The sequence below is a fragment of the Terriglobus sp. ADX1 genome (assembly GCF_036877645.1).
GTDB lineage: Bacteria > Acidobacteriota > Terriglobia > Terriglobales > Acidobacteriaceae > Terriglobus.
This window is the reverse complement of sequence record NZ_JAEDXV010000007.1, coordinates 1-21754: the sequence shown is the minus strand read 5'-3', so window position 1 is coordinate 21754 and position 21754 is coordinate 1. Positions and strand designations below refer to the sequence as shown.

18 protein-coding genes and 1 tRNA gene are annotated in these 21754 nt (G+C 55.1%); 10 read left to right on the top strand and 9 right to left on the bottom strand.

Annotated features, from left to right (window positions below):
- The first annotated feature begins 7 nt into the window (after positions 1-7).
- The gene (gene accC / locus JAO32_RS06390) at positions 8-1399 is read left to right on the top strand and encodes an acetyl-CoA carboxylase biotin carboxylase subunit (protein ID WP_334238644.1); all 1392 of its coding nucleotides are present in this window, start codon (positions 8-10) and stop codon (positions 1397-1399) included.
- A 341-nt stretch (positions 1400-1740) separates the two neighbouring features.
- Here accC and JAO32_RS06385 read toward each other — a convergent pair whose 3' ends face one another.
- The 4 genes from JAO32_RS06385 to JAO32_RS06370 all read right to left on the bottom strand — a co-directional run bounded on the left by JAO32_RS06385 (position 1741) and on the right by JAO32_RS06370 (position 5176).
- Entirely contained in the window at positions 1741-2568 is an 828-nt protein-coding gene (locus tag JAO32_RS06385; RefSeq protein WP_334238642.1) for a DUF4159 domain-containing protein, read from the bottom strand.
- A gap of 96 nt (positions 2569-2664) precedes the next feature.
- The gene (locus JAO32_RS06380) at positions 2665-3594 is read right to left on the bottom strand and encodes a TIGR03435 family protein (protein WP_334238640.1); all 930 of its coding nucleotides are present in this window, start codon (positions 3592-3594) and stop codon (positions 2665-2667) included.
- A gap of 104 nt (positions 3595-3698) precedes the next feature.
- Complete coding sequence (locus tag JAO32_RS06375) at positions 3699-4148, bottom strand: VOC family protein (RefSeq protein WP_334238638.1); 450 nt, start codon at positions 4146-4148, stop codon at positions 3699-3701.
- A gap of 86 nt (positions 4149-4234) precedes the next feature.
- Entirely contained in the window at positions 4235-5176 is a 942-nt protein-coding gene (locus tag JAO32_RS06370; RefSeq protein ID WP_334238880.1) for an aldo/keto reductase, read from the bottom strand.
- 210 nt (positions 5177-5386) lie between these two features.
- Here JAO32_RS06370 and JAO32_RS06365 point away from each other — a divergent pair, with 210 nt between their 5' ends.
- Positions 5387-6856 (top strand): outer membrane beta-barrel protein, encoded by a 1470-nt coding sequence (locus JAO32_RS06365; protein ID WP_334238636.1) that lies wholly within the window; start codon positions 5387-5389, stop codon positions 6854-6856.
- Positions 6857-7486: a thiamine phosphate synthase gene (gene thiE, locus JAO32_RS06360; protein WP_334238634.1), complete on the top strand. Its 630-nt coding sequence runs from the start codon at positions 6857-6859 to the stop codon at positions 7484-7486. It begins immediately after the preceding gene.
- A 275-nt stretch (positions 7487-7761) separates the two neighbouring features.
- Here thiE and JAO32_RS06355 read toward each other — a convergent pair whose 3' ends face one another.
- Entirely contained in the window at positions 7762-9084 is a 1323-nt protein-coding gene (locus tag JAO32_RS06355; protein WP_334238632.1) for an acetamidase/formamidase family protein, read from the bottom strand.
- A 248-nt stretch (positions 9085-9332) separates the two neighbouring features.
- Here JAO32_RS06355 and JAO32_RS06350 point away from each other — a divergent pair.
- A tRNA-Met gene (locus JAO32_RS06350) sits at positions 9333-9409 on the top strand.
- Positions 9410-9483: 74 nt separating this feature from the next.
- On the opposite strand, the gene JAO32_RS06345 is transcribed toward JAO32_RS06350, so the two are convergent.
- The gene (locus tag JAO32_RS06345; protein WP_334238630.1) at positions 9484-10779 is read right to left on the bottom strand and encodes a tyrosine-type recombinase/integrase; all 1296 of its coding nucleotides are present in this window, start codon (positions 10777-10779) and stop codon (positions 9484-9486) included.
- Positions 10780-10842: 63 nt separating this feature from the next.
- Positions 10843-11073: a helix-turn-helix domain-containing protein gene (locus tag JAO32_RS06340; protein ID WP_334238628.1), complete on the bottom strand. Its 231-nt coding sequence runs from the start codon at positions 11071-11073 to the stop codon at positions 10843-10845.
- Between the two features lie 244 nt (positions 11074-11317).
- On the opposite strand from JAO32_RS06340, the gene JAO32_RS06335 reads away from it, so the two are divergent.
- On the top strand, positions 11318-12253 hold the full coding sequence (locus JAO32_RS06335) for a LysR family transcriptional regulator (RefSeq protein WP_334238626.1): 936 nt from the start codon (positions 11318-11320) through the stop codon (positions 12251-12253).
- Positions 12254-12572: 319 nt separating this feature from the next.
- Here the strand turns inward: JAO32_RS06335 and JAO32_RS06330 are convergent, their stop codons facing one another.
- Positions 12573-13109, bottom strand: coding sequence for a DUF1269 domain-containing protein (locus JAO32_RS06330; protein ID WP_334238624.1), 537 nt, complete (start codon positions 13107-13109; stop codon positions 12573-12575).
- Between the two features lie 609 nt (positions 13110-13718).
- On the opposite strand from JAO32_RS06330, the gene JAO32_RS06325 reads away from it, so the two are divergent.
- Together JAO32_RS06325 and JAO32_RS06320 are read left to right on the top strand one after the other, a co-directional pair.
- Positions 13719-15161: a PAS domain-containing sensor histidine kinase gene (locus tag JAO32_RS06325; RefSeq protein WP_334238622.1), complete on the top strand. Its 1443-nt coding sequence runs from the start codon at positions 13719-13721 to the stop codon at positions 15159-15161.
- A gap of 143 nt (positions 15162-15304) precedes the next feature.
- The gene (locus JAO32_RS06320; RefSeq protein WP_334238620.1) at positions 15305-15931 is read left to right on the top strand and encodes a response regulator transcription factor; all 627 of its coding nucleotides are present in this window, start codon (positions 15305-15307) and stop codon (positions 15929-15931) included.
- 248 nt (positions 15932-16179) lie between these two features.
- On the opposite strand, the gene JAO32_RS06315 is transcribed toward JAO32_RS06320, so the two are convergent.
- Positions 16180-16932: a hypothetical protein gene (locus JAO32_RS06315; RefSeq protein ID WP_334238618.1), complete on the bottom strand. Its 753-nt coding sequence runs from the start codon at positions 16930-16932 to the stop codon at positions 16180-16182.
- Between the two features lie 472 nt (positions 16933-17404).
- On the opposite strand from JAO32_RS06315, the gene JAO32_RS06310 reads away from it, so the two are divergent.
- The 3 genes from JAO32_RS06310 to JAO32_RS06300 form a co-directional block, all read left to right on the top strand.
- Positions 17405-18049 carry a response regulator transcription factor gene (locus tag JAO32_RS06310; protein ID WP_334238616.1) on the top strand — a complete coding sequence of 215 codons (645 nt, stop codon included), beginning with the start codon at positions 17405-17407 and terminating at the stop codon, positions 18047-18049.
- 202 nt (positions 18050-18251) lie between these two features.
- A complete protein-coding gene (locus tag JAO32_RS06305; protein ID WP_334238614.1) occupies positions 18252-19358 on the top strand; it encodes an NAD(P)-dependent alcohol dehydrogenase in 1107 nt (368 codons plus the stop codon).
- A gap of 545 nt (positions 19359-19903) precedes the next feature.
- The coding region (locus tag JAO32_RS06300; protein WP_334238612.1) for a patatin-like phospholipase family protein at positions 19904-21754 on the top strand (1851 nt) is incomplete at its 3' end.

Here is a 21754-nt window from a genome sequence, read left to right as displayed (position 1 = left end):
CGTGGGCATGTTCAAGAAGGTCCTGATCGCAAACCGTGGCGAGATTGCGCTGCGGGTTATCTCGGCTTGCCGGGAGCTTGGCATCCGTACGGTGGCCGTGTACTCCGAAGCCGACCGCAACAGCCTCCACGTCCGCTTTGCGGATGAGGCTATCTGCATTGGTCCTCCGCGTTCCGCGGAGAGCTACCTGAACGTTCCTGCCGTTATCTCCGCTGCGGAGATTGCCGATGTGGACGCGATTCATCCTGGTTACGGACTGTTGAGCGAGAACGCTAACTTTGCTGAGGTGTGCCGCGCGAGCAATATCAAGTTCATCGGACCGCGTCCGGAAGTGACGCGCATGATGGGTGAGAAGTCCACCGCGCGGCAGACGATGAAGGCGGCTAACGTGCCTATCCTGCCGGGGTCCGATGGTGTTATCGGGTCGGTGGAAGAGGCGTTGCAGTGGGCTGCTGATGTGCGTTACCCGGTGATCCTGAAGGCTGTGGCTGGCGGCGGCGGACGCGGTATGCGTATTGTCCGTTCGGCCGAAGAGCTTCCCGGACTGTACAACCAGGCATCGACCGAGGCGCTGAACGCCTTCGGCAATGGTGACCTGTACATGGAGAAGTTCATCGAGCGTCCACGCCACATCGAGTTCCAGGTGTTGGCCGACGAGCATGGCAATGTGATGTCGCTGGGCGAGCGTGAGTGCTCTATTCAGCGTCGTCACCAGAAGCTGATCGAGGAAGCTCCGTCGCTGCAGATTACGCCGGAGATCCGTGCGCGTCTTGGCGGTGTGATTGAGCGTTCGCTGCGTGAGATCGGTTACTGGAACGCTGGCACGATCGAGTTCCTGATGGATGAAGATGGCGAGATCTACTTCATCGAGATGAACACGCGTATCCAGGTGGAACATCCGGTGACGGAGTTGATCACGGGCATTGACCTGGTGAAGGCTCAGTTGCGCATTGCATCAGGTGAGAAGCTGCCCGATATTGTTCCGGCTCGTCCGACGATCAATGGTCACGCGATCGAGTGCCGCATCAACGCTGAGCATCCGGAGAAGTTCACTCCTTCTGCGGGCAAGATCACGGCCTGGAATGTTCCTGGTGGAAACGGTGTTCGTGTGGATACGAATCAGTACCAGGAAGGCGTTGTTCCGCCTTACTACGACAGCATGATCGCGAAGGTGATCACGCATGGCAAGGACCGCGAAGAGGCGATGAATCGCATGCAGCGCGCTCTGAGCCAGTTTGTGGTGGAAGGTATTCACACGACGATTCCGCTACAGCAGAAGATCTTCAGCGATCCTGACTTCCGCAAAGGTGACTTCGATACGAAGTTCATGGAGCGCTTCTTTGAAAAGGAAGCAGCGCGGAAGAAGGCAGAAGCGGCGAACGAACCTACAGGTGCGTAAACAGGGGCGGGGGTACCCCCCTCCCCCCTGTTTTCTAAAATCTTCTTTCTATTGGGTTTACGGTTTTGGTGTCGCTAAAATCGTCTTTCCATTGAGGTTAGGGGCAAAATCGTCTTTCTAAAAGAGTTAGGGCCGCGCTTATTGCGCGGCCCTTTTCTATCCAAGTTCTATTTTAGTGGTTTGGGCGGAAATACCATGCCAACTCTATTTCTTTTGGTTTGTTGGGGTTGGATGGCTTAGGGGCTTGACAACATTTTGGGCCCTTCTCGAAGAGTGCCAACGGGGATAGGCGGGCCTCTGGCCTTTCTCTTCGAGACGCTGGGCCACCCTGGGCCCTGGGCCTAGTGCGTCATCGCATAGGTTACGTAGTTTGCCGCGATCTTTGCACCCATAATCGAGTACTGTACCGGGTAGCGCGGGTCGTCCAGAAACTCCCACGAATCACCTAAATCCGAGTTCAGATCGGCCGCGACCATTAACCGTCCTTTGTCGTCATAAATCCCCATCCACCGTGCCACATAGCCATCCTTCTTGTGTCCCTCCCACAGATGTTCCGCGCCCACGATCTGCATTCGGTCGTCGAGGTTGAACACGGTATGAAAGATGGGATCGTCATTTGGTATGTCTATGAGCTGCCGGTCAGGAAACACCATCTTCATGGTCTTCTCGAAGTAGGCCCGCTCCTCTGCGCCGTGGCAACCGTCGGCCATAAAGAAACCGCCACGCAGCAGGTAGTCACGCAGTTTGTTGGCCTGCGCCTGGGTGAGTTGCCACTCGCCCACCTCTACGGCGTAGATGAAGGGCCAGTTGTAAATCTCGTCGCCGTCGTCCGGATTCACGGACTGCTCTACGGAACGTATATCGATCCGTGTCAGTCGTCGAAGGGTGGCCATAAGTGAGCGGTCTGCGCGCGGGTAATCCTGCGTCCATAGCGAAAGACCTTCCTGCCACGGCCCGGTGAAGCGTCCCGTCCGCTGATACCCATCCAGTGGTCCCCCGGCATACATCAACCGGGCCCATACAAATTCAGCAGATACATCCCAATCCGGGGGTAGAGGAACACTCAGGCCATACTCAACCGAGGGGTACTGCCGAAACGCTCGCTGCGCCCACAGAGTGGTGATCAAAGCAATCGGCAGGGCAAGCGCGAGAGACAATTTCAACCTCATTCTCACTCGGATTCCTCCAAGGCACTGTATCGTCCATCGTACTCACCGAGAGAGCGAGCGCTTCCGCTTGTCTGCGGCAAAAAGCCTGGGGCCGGATTAGTCCGGCGTGGGTTCTTCAAGATGATCGATAATTACGATCCTGACTGGTCCCGTTCCACTTTCCAATCGCACTCCGAGTTGCTGAGACAGCGCCTGGGTGAGTGTTGGTGCGCCATTGTCGTCAGCGTCTGGATCGGTGGTAGTCACTCTGCTGTCAGGGCGAAACTCCAGTACTACATCGTATTTATCGGTTAAGCCTGTCCCGTCCGCGATTGGCTTGGTGTCCAGGCCGCCGACACCGATGCCCGCCAGCGCGCGTACCGCATCGACAAGTGTCTTGTCCGTCAAACCAACATGTAGGATTCCTCCCGGCAGATAGTAGTAACTAAAGCCGCAGTTTGGGGCAGACGGTGTGGAAGCGTCGGGCGCTTTGCCCACTGATGCATCGGCTTGTGTTGAGCAGGCTGCCCCTTCTGGATGTGGCTTGAGGTTCGGTCCGAGTACACCGGGCCTGGTTAACATAACCCTGTTCACTGCGCCTTCCTTTGTGAACTCGTGCATCTGCAGACGGAATCGATCGGCCAGCATCGTGCGGATCATCTCACGTACCTGTTCGCTTGTTACCACGCCCTTAACCTGAAAGGTCTCTCTGTAGATCCGGTTCTTGACCCAACTGGGCTGCTTTTGGAATGCGGCTTTGGCCTCACTTATCTGCAGTTGATAGGCATAGGAAATCGTCAACCACACTGGTCCCGCCATCGTTTGTAGCCCGTATATCGGTGCAGACCTGTTTCGCATGAACGCGGGCACGTATGGTAACGAACCAGGAGGAGCGGGCTTTACAGATACCGCTTCGAAGGCCAAGGGAGCGGCGGTTGCAAACGTTGCGTCCTGTTTAGGCTGAGCGGACTGAGGTGCTTGCCCGTGAAGGCTGCTGACCGCGAACGCAGCAAGCAGCAGCGCTCCTGTCGTGTCTTTCACTGTCATACCGTTGGCCCTGTTTGAATCGGTCTGCTAGTGCCAGTACTGACGTATGGACGAACGGAATCAGGGTTTGTAAACGCAAGATCAACTTTCGTCTGGTTCAGGCTTCAGCCGTACATGACGCCTGCGTGGCTTTGTCCGACTTCGATGAGATAGCCGTCTGGATCGCGGATGTAGCAGCGTATTTCGCCGTATTTGTCGATGGGTTCGGTAAGAAAGTTGGCTCCGCGGCTCTTCCATAGCTCGTAACATGCCTGCATGTCTGCCACGCGGAAGTTCATAAAGCTGTTGATGTGATCCGGGTCAGGAGTGCTGAGTGTCACGGTTGGTTTGTCAGGGGTTGGGCCGCCGCCAACGTTCAGGATCATCCAGATGTTTGCGAGTTGAAGATAGCAGGGTGCGTTGCCATCGCCGAGAGTGAGGATGCGTGCGCCGAAGACTTTCTCGTAGTAACGGGCGGATCGTTCAATGTCAGTGACGGTAAGAAAATACGCAATGCTGACGCCTTCTTTCGGAGGCATCTCGAAAGTTTTCTGTTCGACTTGTATGTCGCTCATGGGCTGTTTCTCCTGCGATGTAAATCGCGTTTAGCGAAGGAGGCAAATGCTGCGCCGCGTTTTGCGTTAAGGAAATGGGCCAGTTTTCAGGAGGTGGCTTTTCTGGGAATGAAACCCGGCACGCCGGTATTGACTACGTTGTTGAGTCGTTCTCTTGTCTCGATGCGGTTGATCTCGTCGAGGGCGTCTTGAGGAAGAGGGGAGATGTTGAAGTTCTCCTGGGCACGAGCCGCGGATTTCGGTGTGGTGAGTAACGCTGTGCCGCGTTGAATGGCCCATGCGAGCAATACCTGTGCGGGCGTTTTTCCTACGCGTGTGGCGATTTGATTGATGACCGAGTCTTCAAGTGGGCCCGGTCTGGCTCCGTGGCCTAAAGGGGCGAAGGCGAGAAGCATGATGCTTCGTTCTTTGCAGAATTGGAGAAGCTCATCTTCCGGTAGATATGGATGCGATTCCACTTGTACGACTGCAGGCTTGATCCTTGCGGATTCGTAGAGAGGCGCAAGCTTTTCCAGCGTGATATCCGAGAGACCGATGGCGCTGCATCTGCCTTCATCGACGAGGTTCTCCAGAGCGGTCCATGTGTCGAGCAAGGTCACGCCGGTGTCGTAGATTACGTTGCCGGATGCGTCGCGTGGATCCTGATTGTCGCCGGGCTGAAAGGCGTATGGCGTGTGTATGAGATAGAGATCGAGGTGTGTGAGCCTTAGCCTTTCAAGGCTGGCCTCGAAGGCGGGCCTGACGCGTTCGGGGCGGTGATTGCTGTTCCAGAGTTTTGTGGTGACGAAGATGTCTTCTCGCTTGAGGCCGAGAGTGGCGAGTCCGCTTTGCAGCGCTTCGCCGACCTGGCTTTCGTTGCGGTATCGTTCGGCGCAATCGAAATGCCGAAAGCCAGCCTGCAGTGCGTCGCGTGTCGCACTTACGGTCAGGGCCAGGTCGGGTATGAGGGTGCCAAAGCCCAGTGCCGGCATATGGCCGCTTCCATCACGCAAGGGGAACTTCGTTGTACGAAATTCAGCGTCGGTCATGTGTCCACCTCGGTAGCCCAAGGATTGAGATTGGCCAGAGTCTACGCTTTCAATAAGCAAAATGGGACTGCAGAAATGTGAATCTGGTACGAAACGGCGCAGATGGCATGAGCGAAAGCTGCTATGACGTTCTTCCTTGTCGTTGCGGCGGCAGTGTAAGCTTGTGTCCTCTTTACCAAGCATTCATTTTTCGCTGTAAGGACTGAAAGCATGATGTCTGGCAGGACCCGGACGCTGCATGTCGGGGTTGTTGCCTTGGCCAGCGTCATGATGGCTGGAGTGTACGCCCAGCAACCAGTGCAGCAATCGCAGACGAGCGCTGGCTCAGACAATTCCAAAAGCAGTCTGCCGGATGTGCAAACGGTGATCCGCGGGAATTTTGTGCAGCGGCTAGGGCGCTTTTATTGGGCTGACTGGCATGGCAAACTTCCTGCCGGACCAACGCCCGCACGGCGTGCTTTTGACGCGCCGCTGGATAGCCCGCCTTATCCTTCCGGCGATTGGAGCTACGGTGGGTCGCCTACGATTGGCGTGCCGGATACGACGATGTATCCGTTGATGACGGCGTTGAAGATGGAGAACCATCGCACAAAGATTTATGGATGGGCAAAGGGTACTTACAACCAAAGCACCAGCCATGACAGTAACTACCCGCTGACGTTTGCTTCGTCACCGAACACGGCGCGTTTGCACCAAGTGGTGACGTTTATTGAGCGATTGCCGGATACGGTGCAGAACACGCATTTTGACTGGGGATATCACATTACCGCGCTGTACTACGGTGTGGACTATCGCTTTACGACGACCAAGGGATACCTGAGTGGGCAGTTGCTGTCAGATGGGCGCACGTATGGCTACGACCCGCTGATGGAGTATGCGGATTTGTATTTCCCGGTGAAGGATGGGCTGAATATCCGTGTGGGACGTTTTCTTTCCTTGCCGGGATTGGATTCGCCGCTGGCACCGAACAACTACACGATGACGCGTTCGCTTGTGTACACGGCGGCTCCGGTAACGGAGACGGGCGCTGTGGCAACGCTGAAGTTGAACAAGCAATGGCTGGTGCAGCTTGGGATGTCTGCTGGACATGATGTGGCACCGTGGTCGAGCGACCATAAGCCTTCGTTGATTGCGTGTGTGAACTATTCGACGGCAACAAATCATGACAACGTCTACATCTGCGCGAATGGAATTAATGACGGCAAGTATGCGTATGACAATGTGCAGCAATATGACGCGGTCTGGATGCACAAGTTCAATGCGAAATGGCACATGGCAACGGAAGCGTGGGTGATGTATGAGCGCGACGTGCCGAACATTGCGAACGATGTTACGAATCCACCGCCGCCGGAGAGTGGTACGTTGGGTGCCGTGTGCGCGCCGGGGATGCTGCGGTGCTTTGCCCCGGAGTATGCAGTGGTTAACTATCTTAACCGTGAGATCAGCCCGTCGTTAACGGTTGGATTTCGTTCTGATTTGTTGAATGACAAGAAGGGGCAGCGCACCGGCACCGCGACAAAGTACACGGAGAACACGCTCTATGTGAACCGGTATTTCGGCAGCACGTTTTTGATGCAGTCGGATTTGCGGTTTGATCATTCGTGGGATAAGCGTGGGTACAACAACGGTAAGGCTCGTAACCAGTTGGTGTGGGGCGTCAGCCTGGTGTATCGGTATTGAATGGGGTTTCAAACGATGACGCAGTTGCCGCGGCTGTACGCGATTCTGGATGCGGAGAGTTGTGCGAAGCGTGGGCTTTCTTTGTTGGAGACGGCGAAGGCCTGGCGCGATGCGGGTGTGACGCTGTTGCAGTATCGCGATAAGGTGGCGTCAGATGCTGTGCTGCTGGAGACCGCTACCTCGCTGCGCCGCGTGTTTGAGGATGTTGATGCGACGCTGATCCTGAACGATCGTGTGCACTTGTTTGCTGCGTCAGGATTTGATGGTGTGCATGTGGGGCAGGGGGATGCTTCGGTTGCCGCTGTTCGTGCGGTGATTGGGCCGGATGCCGTATTGGGTGTTTCCACGCATAACCCTGCACAGGTTTCTGCGGCGGATTTGCTGTCGGTGTCTTATGTGGCCGTGGGGCCGGTGTTTGCTACGTCGACGAAGCTGGATGCGGAGCCCGTAGTGGGGTTGGATGGAGTTGCGCTGGCTCGGTCGTTGACGCTGAAACCGCTGGTGGCGATTGGTGGGATCACGCAGGGGAATGCGGATGCAGTTCTTGAGGCTGGTGCGGATTCTGTGGCAGTGATTTCCGGGTTGCTGGATGGGGATGTTCGCAGCTTCGTGAGGATGGTTCGAGAGTAGGTCTTCCCGTTTTCTCAGCGGCTGAAGCTAGTCCTTACGGAAGAGGTCGCGCATTTTGGGATGCCCAGTTTTGTAGCTTCCGGAGCGTTGTAGTGGGTTGAGAGGGATGCAGGTCATTCAGCTCCGCTTCGCTCCGTTCAGGATGACGGTCTTTGACCGTAGGACCTTCGCTGGACGCGCCTTGCGCAATAACCCAGGTTAGTTTTGCCGATCTGGAGCACCCGCACTTGATGTTGTGTTCTTTGTATAGCTTTTAATGCTCGATGGTGGGGATGCTAGGGTGTTGCTGGTTTGGTGAGCGTTGCCAGTTTGCTCTTGGCCATCTTCAGGACGACGCCTGCGTTGCGGTCAGCAGCTTCGCTGATCTTGTATTCGGCGGCGGTGCCAAGGACCATTGCGAATTCCTGCGGGGTAAGTTTGTATTCCTGTTCGAGGTAAGCGGACATGGTTTCGGTGGCGTCAGCGAAGGCGGCGTCAATGGAGCCGTCGAGGCCGACGGCCATGATGTGGGTGTCGGTGTCGATGAAGACGCCGGGGATGCGCTTGTCTTTGAGCACTTCTACCTGGACGGTGACGTCGAGTGAGGTTTCGAGTGCGTCGCCGGTGGTTTCGCCGTCACCCTGAACGGCATGGCCGTCGCCGAAGAAGAGCAGGGCACCGGGAACGCGAACGGGGAGGAGCACGGTTGCGCCCTCAGTGACTTCATTGAAATCCATGTTGCCGCCGAAGCCGCCGCTATCGCCCGTGCGGATGCCGGGGCCTGAGGCGTCACCGGGAGCGACGGCGACGCAGCCGAGCATGGGGCGCACCGGAACGCTGTAATGCTGCATGTGCGGGCCGGGTTTTTCTGGGGTGGCGATGCTGTTTGTGAGGTCGAGATGCCAGCGAACCTGGTCTACCTTGTTCTGGGATTTGGCAGCGAGTGCTGGCGTGTTGGCGCGGGGGACGATGCCGTTGGTGCTCATGGCCCAGTCGCGGTTCAGCCGGAGTTTGCGGATGTGGACGACGAGCGTGTCGCCGGGCATGGCGCCGTTGACGTAGAACGGCCCGGTCTGCGGGTTGCCACCGAGTGAGCGTGGCGTGCCCGTGGGGTCGTTGCCGCCCGCGTCGACGGTCCAGGTGTGGAGTGTGTCGCCGGGGTTGATTGTGAGGACGGGCTCGTATGCGCCGGAGTACTGGCGGCGGAAGACGGTGGGTGTGAACTCGTGCGTCTTGAGCGGTGCGGAGGATGCGCTTGGCAGGACTTCGCGGACGGCTTTGAAGGCGTGCGTGGTGGGGTGGTCGGCGGTCATGTTCTGAGCCCAGACCATGTTGCCCGTGATGGAGTCGCCTGTGACCGTCGCGATGACGTCTTCGTAGCCCACGCCTCCGGGGTCCTTGGCATGGAAGGTGAGTTTGCCGTCCTTGAGGGTTCCTTCGAGTTTGTCGCCTGCGTAGTTGCCCGTGATGTGGTCACCCTTCTGTTCCAGCGTGAGGGGCCAGGTGGTAGGCGTGCCGAAGGTGTCGAGAGTTACCGTCCACTTGCCGGTGATGGTGGCTTGCTGGGTGAGGGCAGGGAGGGTGACAAGCGACAGGAAAACGAGGCTGGCGACTTTCATAAGTGCTCCGTTGGGATTCGTTATTGATAGCTACGGAAAGACCCGTCATTCTGCCAGAATTTTCTTCGTGATTTTTACGCCTCGCTGGCTTAGCGCGGCAAGCGTCAATCGATTCTGGCTTCCATCGATAGCTTTGGCTTAGTCCTTCATGATGAATGGGATGGGCTTGTGTGAGATTTCATGGGCTCTGATGAATGAGCAATGAACGTGACCTTGACCAAAGTACCCGATCGGACTATATTCATAAGTGCGGGGTGGAGCAGCCCGGTAGCTCGTTGGGCTCATAACCCAAAGGTCGCAGGTTCAAATCCTGCCCCCGCAACCAAAGAATCAACAACTTAGAGGAATCGGGTATTAACGACCGACTCCCAATATCTCCCAATAAGAAAATTCATGGTTTTAGGCGCTCGCTTTCATCGGCTTGAGCACCATCTCCACAACCTTCCCATTCGCTTCTCTCTTCGATGACGACATGGCTTGTCCATATACATTCATCGTCGTCTGGATCGAGGCATGACGCATCAGTTCCTGTTGCACTTTCATCGGCGCTCCGGTCTCGTCCAGCCACGAACGATAGGTATGGCGGAACGTATGCCAACCAATCGAGCTGTACTTCCCGGCTGCGGCTCGGCGCTCCGTGTGGATGGGTAAGCGACCCCCGTTCGGTGTCGGGCGATCTTGCCGACACCAGACGCCCGCACCAACACCGCACTTCGGGCACTCCACCAGACACCATCCGGCAGGCCGGAGGTGACGCCTCTGAATCTCCGTCGGGAAATAAGGCTGCTCGGTGATAGGATTTGCAAAGAGCCAGCCCTCTTCAGTCGGGATAGCCTCCTTGCTCCATTCCAGGACAACCTCAGTCAACGACGGGTGCAACGGAACATAATCCTGGGAGTATTCGGTTTTGACATCATCCACGTTCCCGTTCACGATGCTGCGCTGAACGAGAAGCTGATTCTTCTCAAAGTCGAAGTCGTCCCACTGAAGCGCCGCGATCTCGCTCACGCGAAGACCGAGGCATTGGGCGATATAGGCCATCGTGCGATACGGCTCTTTCAGCAGCGCAACGATGGTTTCAAACTGGTCCACAGTCAGAATGCTTGGACGCTGACGACGCTTGCTGCCGTCTTTTACGCGAACCAATGCAATCGGGTTTCGCTTATCGGTGAACAGCTCCCAGCGTGTAGCGCACTCGAACATCAGGTGCATCACGCTCCGGATATGGGTCTTCGACTTCGGAGCCATAGGGAGTTTCTTCATCCAATCCTCGACCGCCATCGGGCGGATGCGGTCGAGCAAATAGTCGCCCCAACGCGGCTTTAGGTGGTTCTTGATATTCGACCGGTACGACTTCGAGGTGGAGTACCGTTCCGGCATCTCTTCCTTAAGGTAGCGGTCGCATATCGCGCCGAACGTCACCACGGCCAAACGTTGCTGTGGAGTTTCAGAGTTGAGTTTTAGGAGAAGAGCTTCGACTGCCTTCTGTGCCTGAGCTTTGGTTGGATACTGTGCGACGTTGCCAACGATGCAAGACTTCCGTCTCCGCTCTCCCTGCTCTGTCGCTTCGTAGAACCGAAACTCCCAGGTGTCTGAACCCTTCGCCCGCTTCTTTCTGGTTAAACTTCCGAATTGGTAACATGCTCGTTCCATCAAGGTTCCTTTCCTTGATTTCCCGGCACGGATAGCTGTCATGAGGGTAACGCCGCCACACGGGAAAATCATCAAAAAACAAGGATTTCGCACTGCATCTGAGCCTCAACTTGCCATATCCCTGTCGATCCACGCTGTCAGTGCGGATTGCTTGAAACGCCAGAGCTTGCCCACATGCACGGCTGCGATCTCGCCTCGATGGACAAGCCTCTGGAGCGTCCTCGGATGGACCTTGAGGATTGCTGCTGCCTGATAACTGTCCAGCAATGGTTCGCGGTTCAACTGTGGCCGGTCGGGCATAACTACGCTTGCCGGTGGCTTTTTCTGGTCGGACATGGTGACTCCCTTCTGCAAGCGAATCCTTACTGCTGTTCACAAGCGAGGTTCATGCTGGGAGGCCAATTCGTCCAATGAAATTTCGGGTACTCGTTATGCCTTTTCGGCATGACGACCTAAGCAAGACACCCTGCCAGTCGACGGGTTTTCGAGGTAAAATATTTTCCACGTTGGGCACTTGAACGCGTCCGATAGTGAAATGTTTGCTGTCCGTCCCAGAATTCCCGGTCTCTGGAGGATGCGCATGGTCTTACCAGACATTCGTTTGCTACAGTCGGCGATTGTACTTGCGGAAGAGCTGCACTTCTCACGAGCGGCGGACAGGTTGAACATGAGTCAACCGACGCTCAGTAAGCAGATTTTCCGTCTGGAACGATCTGTCGGATTCCGCATCTTTGAGCACAGCCGTCAGGCCGTCGAACTCACTCCTGCCGGCCAGGTATTTATCGCAGAAACGCGGGAGGTCGTCTTCCACGCCGAGCGAGCCATGCTCTCTGCGAGGGCTGTCATTGATGGCCCAACGGAGATTCTGAATGTGGGCAAGTCTTCTTATACTGACCCGTTCTTTGTCTCGATGCTCATGTCGATCCGGCTTCCTTTGTTTCCAGACATGAAGGTCAAACTGTGGAGCAACTATTCAAATGAACTGGCGCAACAACTCATCGCCGGAACGCTTGATGCTGCCCTCATAACCGGTGTGCCTCCGAAAAGCAAATTAAGCACTATGGAGATTGCGAGCGATCCGTATTACGTCGCGATGCCGACGGGGGATACCCTCGCAGCGTACAAAGAGATCTGCCTGAATCAGATGGAGCGCCGTCTGTGGGTGCTTTTCGGACCGCATACGAATGCCCATCTCTACAATCAAATCCTGTCCGTCACGTCAGAGAAAGAGATATATCCTTCCGACATCCTTCACTTCACTAGCCCTGACGAGGCTTCTGGATTGGTGCGCGAATATCACGGCTTGGCGTTCCTCCCGCGCACTGCGGCGTGGCGGATTGCACGGGATGGCATCACCATTCGTCCCCTGGCGGAAGATGGACTCCGACTCACCACGAGTCTGGCTGTTCGTGCTGACAGCAAGTCACGGCTGGTGAATGAGTTTGTAAAGGCAGCTGGTAGAAGGTTGAGCGAGGTTGGACAACGGGCGCAAAGAAGACTGCCTCTCACGGGATGATCTAGTCTGCCTTGCCGGTGCTCTTTTCGAGCGTATCTGTTGGGCGTATCTCTACATTTAGAGGTCCTTCCGCTCCACACCTCGGACACAGGTATATGCCTGTCGTGTATGCCCTGTCTTCAAAATCTTCTCGACGAAACGCGCCTCCGCATTGAACGCACACATGAACATGGACAAACGGATCGTTAGCATTATTGAATGCGGTGGGCACTGGTCAGTTCTCTCTTTTGCTCTACGTGATAAGGAGATTCTGTACTGGAATGGATACGAAGTTCTTACGTCCTCTGGTGGTCGACCGAAATGCGCGGACAAATGATCGCTAGCGCATTTTGTTGCGTGTTCCCTCGATCTTTACTTGCTGACCGTCGCGCAATTTGGTTCTCACGATGGTGCCCCCATACCCCTGAAATCGAGTCACTGCAACGCTTTGATCCGCGGGTTCCAGAATGGCGTAGATCGCAGAGTCCTCAGAGCACGGAAGCATACCTGCCTTGGCGGCAAAATCCTCCGAAACCCCAAATGTGTCCGTCCAGAAGGAAGCATCCACAGTTCCACTTGTCGCACCTATCGCGTCGCTCGCCTGTGGGCCGGCAGCCACGGAGCAGCTAGTGTCTGCTGCCGGTATGGCAAGTTTGGCCTCAATTAGAAATCCGAGAATGCCACTCCATCCAACCCCTAGGCGGCCAGTTGGCTGATAGCTTTGGTCTATCGTCAACATACCCTTCAAATTCCTATGAACAGCAACGGCGTCACTGAGTTCGAGAATCCATCTGTCGTCCAGAACTCTCAATTCGTCCAAGACTCCAGACGCGCGATACATATTGTCTTTGAAGGCGACTACAAGTAGCTCCGCCATACTACCCTCCATTGGGAAGCTAAGCCTCTGGGAAGGTTCCCGAGGCTTAGCTTCGTCAGCGCTTTATTTCATTCATGCCGCTATCTGTATAAAGCCCGGCTGATGAAGTCTGCATGCATATCTTGAGTGTCCGCTGTCTCGACGGATCTGAAAACATCACGAAGTGGAGGAGGAACGCAGTCAGAAAAGGTTGGATAAGATCAACCTGACGGCCCCTATCCCAACGAGCAATGTATCGGCCATCGCTGGTCCCGGTCGCCCTGCGACGTAAAACTCCGCAGAGGAAATGACGTAAGTCTCCGGTGCTCTGACACAGACCTGGAGGCGGGAGAACACCGCAATGGCGCACCGCGAAGACCACCTGCCGGACACTGTTTTTCCGACTATCCTTCCTGTTACCGGTGATCCCGGCCCCGAGTGCTCTATGGGCCATCGGTCTGCCTCTAAGCCAGCGCAGCAGGCACTCATGAGAACGCACTGATGGCTAGAGCATCCATGAGTAGTGGATAGTAGTGAGCTGATTCGTGAAGGTGAAGGCGTCCGATTCAGTTTTCGTAGGATCTTCTATACGGCTGTTGTAGGCTGAAGAATGACATATCTGAGAGCCTTATGAACACTCCGGAAAACAGCGCTGGCGAGTGCCGAGATGTGATGAATGCGATCCCCGCATATGTCTGGTCAGCATTGCCAGACGGCACGGTCGATTTTGTCAATCCGCAGTGGGAAGAGTACACGGGCCTACCCGCGAGCGCCGCGTTTGGCTGGAAATGGCAATCGGTAGTTCATCCTGAAGATATTGAAAGGTTCACTTCGACCTGGAAGTCGTCACTTGAAAACCTTAAGCCGCTGGAGCAGGAGATACGCGTACACCGACACGACGGAGCTTATCGCTGGTGGCTGATTCGATGTACTCCCGCATTCAACCAGCGTGCGGAGGTTGTTAAGTGGTATGGCACGGGCTTTGATATCGACGATCGGAGAAATGCACAGGAAGAGCTTCGACACCGCGATGAGATGATCCGTGACAGTGTAGAACAGGAGCTACGGGACACTATCGATGCGATTCCGGTACTTTGCGGAACGATGTCGTCCGACGGAAGTGTCGATTTTTTTAATCGCCGTACTCTTGAATACTATGGCCTGCGAATCGACCAGATGATTGGCTTCAACTGGAAAAATGTTGTCCATCCCGACGATTTGCCGAAACTCCTTGCTGCCCACAACGAATGCTTTCCAGCCGGCCGTCAGATCGATATCCAGCTACGATGTAAACGCGCTGATGGAGAATACCGCTGGTTGCTTCACAGAATTGTGCCAAGGTCTGACGAGAACGGAAATATCGTCAAATGGTATGGCACCTCAGTTGATATTGAGGATCTGAAGCGCGCTGAGGAAGCAGTGCTGGAGCAGCGTGTTTTGGAACGGATGCGGATAGCCCGCGAGTTGCACGACACGCTATTGCAAAATTTTCAGGCGACGCTGCTTATGCTGGGTACTGCCACAAGCCGTCTCGATTCGGGGCCGACTAGGGAGCGACTCGAAGAAGCCCTTGAACGATCCGATCGAGCGCTTGCTGAAGGACGAGAAGCAATTCAAGGACTACGTCTTGGCACGGAACAGCCTGAACATCTCATCGCAACAGTGAACAGCTTGGGTCGATGGTTCGCTGCTGTTCCGGGGATCGATGAGACCACGGTCTTCGATGTGCAGGTCGCGGGACCGCCGATCCGACCTTATCCATCCGTTAGTCGCGAGGTCTTCAGTATCGTCAGCGAAGCTCTTTGGAACGCATTTCGGCATGCTCATGCGAAGCACATTCATGTGCAGTTCCGATACCATGCCGAAGAATTCGGTGTTTCTGTAATCGATGATGGAGTCGGCATTGACCCTAGCATTCTTGCCGAAGGTCCGGGCAAAGGACATTTTGGGTTATCGGGCATGCGTGAACGTGCAAACATTGTGAACGGTGAATTGACCCAGATCAGTGAGCTTGGAGTTGGGACCACCATCGAATTGAAGATCCCAGCGGTACACGCATACGACGTGGCTTAAATGCAGAACCCAACACTTTTTGGGGGAGCGCCGTAACAACCTTCAGCGATATCTTAACAATCACGATCTTCGCATCGGTTTTTTCAATAAGGCCTGAGCACAAAACACGATCTGCAAAAGCACATGTCGAGCGAGGTTAGGATTTGGGAGCATCGAATTGCATTAAAGTTCTCTGCGCCGATGATCATCCGCTGATTCGTGACGGGATAGCTTTCGCAATTCGCGATGAAGCCGACATGGAACTCGTCGCTCAGGCGTCGAACGGTCTAGAAGCAATCGCGGCATTCAGAAAACACCAACCGGACGTGACGTTGATGGATATTCGGATGCCTGAAATGGATGGCATTGCCTCCGCTGCGATGATCCTGAATGAGTTTCCTCATGCGCGGATCGTGATGCTTACCACTTATGCCGGAGATGTCAATGCGTCCCGCGCTATTAAGAATGGAGTGAGTGGGTACCTCCTGAAGGGGATGCTGAGGACCGAACTCATCAAGACGATCCGGCGCGTTCACGCAGGACAGAAGCATATTTCACCCGAAATTGCGCAAAAGATAGCTGCCCATATCAAGACCGACAAACTCACCTCGCGGGAAATCGAAGTACTGCGGACGATTGCAACGGGAAAATCGAACAAGGCTGTGGCAACCAGTCTCGGAATTTCCGAGGATACTGTTAAGGGCCACGTTCGCAATCTCCTTTCAAAACTACGAGCAAATGACCGAACACATGCCGTACTCATCGCGATGGAGCGAGGCTACTTCGAATAACGTGTAGTTATATAGATGAGGGTGCCGACGTCGTTGTCCTTGACCCGGGCAAAATCGCACCCAGATTTCTAAGTTTCCGCTTCCCACTCAGAGTCGACAGAGCATCGGCGGCTTTCTGTCCGACTTTGATCCGGGGCAATAGAACCTTCAATTTGCCAGTGTCTAGAAAAGCGATGGGCCAGCACAAACCGGCATGTTCCGAGAGCGACCCCGCCGTGCTGTGTCGCTCATTGGCATAGCGTCAAGCATCACTTATTTCTGTGGAATAGGGCGCGCTCGACATCCGGCAGGAATTCCTTCACAGCGAATGTTGCACCGTCCAGCACTACGTTCGATAGCCAACGCTGCCCTGTCTTCGTCCAAGTCCGGTATTGACCTGGGTAGTAGGTGGAGGAGATACCAGCCGCAGCACCGGCCCCAATCGTTTCCGCAACGTTAAAGGTTGGGCCTCCCGAATCGGTTCGTGTGATGACCGTTCGCGATAACGCATATCCCGCGCGCTTGAAAATACCGCCTCGTCCAAGTCGGTAATACCTGCTGTCCTCGTGAAGTGCTAAGGGAAGGATGGAGACAACCCAGAGGTTTTCGTCCGCTTGGTCGGCGAAGCTGTGCCAGTAGTAGCGGCTATAGCCTGCCGCGCCTTGACGAAAGGCCGGGTATTGGTTGGTAGCTTGGTGCACTCCGGCTTCTGCGCCGACAAGTACAAATGAATACAGGCCGAAACTGTCTTCCAGTCCAAGTTTGAATTTGGCTTTGACGCTTTGAGCAGGAAGCTTTTCATCAACACTATACGAGCGCAAATTCGAAAAACTCGTGCCGCGCTGAGGCTCGGGTCCGAGAAGCTCACCGGCGGGAAGAGCATTTTGGGATGGGCTTTCACTCCGACTCGGTGCATCCGGCAACGAACTGAGGCCGCCTGTGAAAGCAGCGCGGTTTTTCATTTCTTGACTATGGGCTAACGGAATAAACAGTAGTAGGGCGATGGGGCCGAGCTTGATCATAGGTGTCCTCTCGAACTGTAGGGCAGAACGAACAAGCGGCCTTATGGTGTCGTCTGTGCCGACCGGTTGCACTTCCCTGTGACTTACGTGTCGGCCGATGTACAGATAAACGCCCATGTTGTTCGCTGTCGTCGATATTCATCACGATCAAGCTCGTGGCGTAGGATCGCAACCTCCTGAAGTGCGGAGTGAATCCAGCTCTTTTGAGTGAACTGCTGATTTCCAATCTGCCTCATCTGTCCTTTAAGGCCGTGCTTTGTACGGAAACGCCAAGGAGGCGTGTGGGCAATCCCCCTCCATGTGAGGGTCTCGAAGTGTCTCGCCAGAACGATCGGAGGCCAATGGGTTGTCAATGCTCCATACTTTCGGGGGAGGCATTCAAGCACACTCCGCTGATACGGTTGGCGCACGTCTCGATGTCCTGACAAGGGCGGGTGTCAGCCTTATCGGTGCTGTCTTAAGCGGAGAGAGAATGACGGGAGCGGCAAGGAAGATCAGGATATTGTGCGTCGACGACCATCCCCTTATTCGTGAGGGTATAGCTTCCGCATTTCAGGAGCACGATGATCTGGAGCTTGTTGCCGAGGCAACTAACGGTGTCGAGGCAATACGCTCCTTTCGAGAATGTCAGCCCGATATAGTGCTGATGGATCTCCGTATGCCTGAGATGGATGGTATCCATGCCACCATCGAGATCTTGAAAGAGTTCCCTAAAGCCAGGATTATCATCCTGACAACCTATGCGGGTGATGTAAGTGCCTCCCGGGCCCTCAAGAGCGGGGCAAGAGGGTACTTACTCAAGCAAATGCTTCGAACTGATCTGATCGACACAATACGAACGGTTCACTCTGGACGGACCTGCGTTCCCGCTGAGATCGCGCAAGAGATCGCAGTACACATCAACGCCGAGGAGCTGTCCACACGGGAACTCGACGTGCTCCGTTCTATGGCGAAGGGACAGTCGAACAAGGCGATCGGCATCGGGCTAGGAATCTCTGCCGAGACGGTGAAGGGACACGTTCGCAACATCCTCGAAAAGCTTCAGGCCAACGACCGGACCCACGCGGTCGCGGTTGCAATGGAAAGAGGCTATTTCGATAGCGATTCGATGGAATAGGTCCTACACTCGTGGCTCACGACTCCGGAGCCTGCCACCATACCAAGGCGCGGCTTAACGGCACTCTAAAGAGTTGGGTTCAACGCCCCCTATAGGCAGTTTCTCCTTTTGACAATCATCGTTAGCGTGAAGAAGCAGATGTGGCGGCGCTTCCATCCCGCCCGCAAGATCCACTCGAATCGCAACCAGGAAGGAGATACAGATGGATAAGGGAACAGCTTCGATTTCCAAGAAGATACAAACTATAGGCTATGGCACTGACGGGAAGGGTACCGAGGGGAAGAGTCTTGGCAGAATGGAGTTCGAACGGGAAGCGCCCAAAAGCAACGAGGTTCTGCTAGATATCCTCTACTGCGGCGTGTGCGATTCAGACCTCCATCTACTCGAAAACTCATGGGGACTGACCCACTATCCCTGCATTCCCGGCCACGAGATTGTGGGACGTGTGACATTCGCAGGTAACGATGTCACCAAGTTCAAGATTGGTGACATCGTCGGTGTAGGCAACATGGTCGATAGCGATCTCACCTGCTCGGCCTGTCGGGAAGGAGAAGAGAACCTCTGCGAAGGTCCCCATGGTCCCACGTTGACCCAGGGTGGGTATCTCTTCTCGAAGGGCTCGGACTACAACACCTTCGGTGGATATTCCAACAACATCGTTGTCCGTGAGGAGTTCGTTCTCCGAATTCCTGAAGGAATGGATCCAGCCAGCGCGGCTCCTCTACTGTGCTCCGGCACCGCTACTTACGGACCGCTCAAGCGCTTCAACATCAAACCCGGCGAAAGAGTTGGAATCATTGATATCGGCGGACCTGGCCATATCGCGGTGATGTTGGCTAATGCCATGGGAGCCGAGGTCACAGCTATCACGCCCGACGAAACGAAGCGCGAAGTGGCGTTTGAATTGGGTGCCAAGAACGTACTGATTTCCACAAATGCTGAAGAGATGCAGAAGTACTCTGGATACTTCCATCACATTCTCGGCACCGCCCCTGACTCATACGACGTGACCCCCTATTTGGGCCTACTTCGGCGGAGGGGAAACATCACGGTAATGGCCATGTTGGGACCCTTTACCGGAACATTGAACAACTTCTCGCTTGCTTCAAGAGGGTTGAGCCTTGCCGGTTCCATGATCGGCAGTATCGCCGAAACCCAGGAGGTTCTGAACTTCTGCGCAGAGCACGGGATCCGCTCAAGAATCGAATTGATCAAGATGGAAGACATCAATAAGGCGATGGAAAGACTCAAGCGTTCTGATGTCAGGTTCCGCTTTGTGATCGATTCGAGTTCGCTACAAGCAAGTTAACGTCATCGGCGCCACGCGACTGCCATGGGTACGCTCGGACCTTACAGCGCTCCTTGGAACAAGCTACCCTTAGCAGCTCAATGACTAAGCCTTACCGGGTCCATGATCGGCAGCATCCCGGAGAGCCAAGAGGTTCTGGACTTCTTCACGGAACGCAAGAAGATTTTTGCCGACGGTAGAGGTGATCAAGATCCAAGACGTAAACGACGCAACTGAACCCTGAAGAGCGCGGACGCGAGATTCCGTTTTGTGATTGATCTGAGTTCACTGGATGCAAGCTAGTCCTGGCATGCGATGGGTTTCCACGAACTGACGGGCTGCCCACATTGAGTTTTATATGTGGCAGACTATTTTCAGTCAAAGGAATTTGGTGCTGTGCCGTCGAGATCCTCCGACGTACAGCTCGAAAGAGTTGGAAAGATCACCCCGGAATTGCGCTTCCGCCCCCGCCTCTTCCTACCTATTTTGAAAAGGTATAGACGGACCATCCGACACCCGCCCCATCGGTGGCGATCGGTGAAGGTCGTGCTAGTCGTGGAGGCGGCATGGAACAAAACGGTCCTTACAAAAAGCGCGGATGCTGGAAAACGATCTTCTTTCTTGTGCTCTGCACTCTCCAGATGAATGCCTTTGGGCAGACGTCCAGTGTAATCGCACAGAAGCCAGAGACCATTCCATCGGCGACGGGCACCACCAGACAGCATCGGCCTACTATTGGCATCGCCCTAGAGGGCGGAGGCGCTTTGGGCATCGCTCACATCGGTGTTTTGAAGTGGATGGCTGAACATCACATCCCCGTGGATGCGATTGCAGGCACGAGCATGGGAGCACTTGTAGGCTCCCTGTTCGCATCCGGGAGAACAGCGGATGAAGTGGACCGTCTTGTTTTACGCGGCCAGTTTGGAGATCTCTTCAGCATCAGACCGTCGCTTAGCCACTTGAGTTTCAGACGAAGGGAAGATCGATACGATCTTCCGCAAGCCATTACATTAGGAACGAAAGACGGTAAGGTCACTTCTGGAACATCACTCATTGATGATGTCCGGCTCGATGGATTTCTGACTTCGCAGCTTTCTTCGTACAACAGCGAGAGCATGAGCTTCGATGACCTTCCTATTCCATTCCGATGTGTTGCGACCGATTTAACCACCCTCGGGCCTGCCGTCTTCCGCTCGGGTCCGCTACCATTCGCGGTACGAGCATCGATATCGATCCCGGCCGTTTTCTCGCCAATTTTCAAAGATGGACACGTCTTGGTGGATGGGGCCAGTGTTGATAATCTTCCCACCGATCTTGTTCGCAACGAGCTTCACTCTGATATTGTGATCGCGGTCCATCTTGGGGACGCTCCTTTTGAAGAGAAGGATGCAACATCTCAAGTTGCAATCTTCGCGCGGGCCTTTGCCGTGGGTTCAAGCCGCAACGAGGAGAAGAGTCGGATTCTAGCGGACTTCGAAATCCTACCGCAGGTTAGCCATTACTCCCCCACGGACTACGACAAAGCCGCCGCACTCGTGACGGCTGGTTACGACGCAGCTGAAGCGCAGCGCAACAAGTTGCTACGGTATGCCTTGGATGAATCCGAGTGGAAGATCTATCAAGATCACATTCAATCGAAGCGTCGCGCACCGCTAGGCATGATTAAGACTGTTCGCGTGGAAGGCCCGGACCGAAAGGTTACGACGCAGCTTGAACGGGCAACGGCCACCCTTGACGGGCGTTCCTTCGATGCAGACAAAGCCGAAGCCGTGGTGTCCGATGTACGCGGCACAGGGGGCATAGACGCGTACTATACGACGTTCCCGACTCCGGTCTCCCCGGATCTCAATCTCCCGTCCTCCTCCACCTCGCCGGATGATGGCATCGCATTGCATTGGAAACCACGACAGGACGGCCCGCCCTACGTCCTATTCGGCGCTGATATTGTTGCGATGAATTCGAACGTTACGAGTACGGAGTTCGACATGAGGTTTATAGACCAGAATCTTGGCGGGTACGGATCAGAGCTTCGCTCGAACATCCGCATTGGATACCGAACTCACTTGGACACTGAGTACTATCGGTTGCTTGGGAATCGAGGTTTCTTCATTCAACCTCATGTTGAACTTCTCCGCGAGCCGGTTTACATGTGGGCGAATCAGAAGCGGATCTCCGAGCGTTTCTTGCAGCATGCGGGAGGTGGGATAGATCTCGGTATGACGCTGAACAAGTCGCTCCAGGCTGCCTTCCAGTATCGCAGTTCGACCGTTCTTTGGCAGTTGCGGGAGGGGGGAGACCAATCTCCGACTCAGCATCTTTCTGGGATGACCGGAAGTGTAGCGGGACACGTCGTCTACAGCAATAGGACTGCGGAACTCGCCTCTCCCGCGGGAACAAGAATCGATGTCACGGCCGGC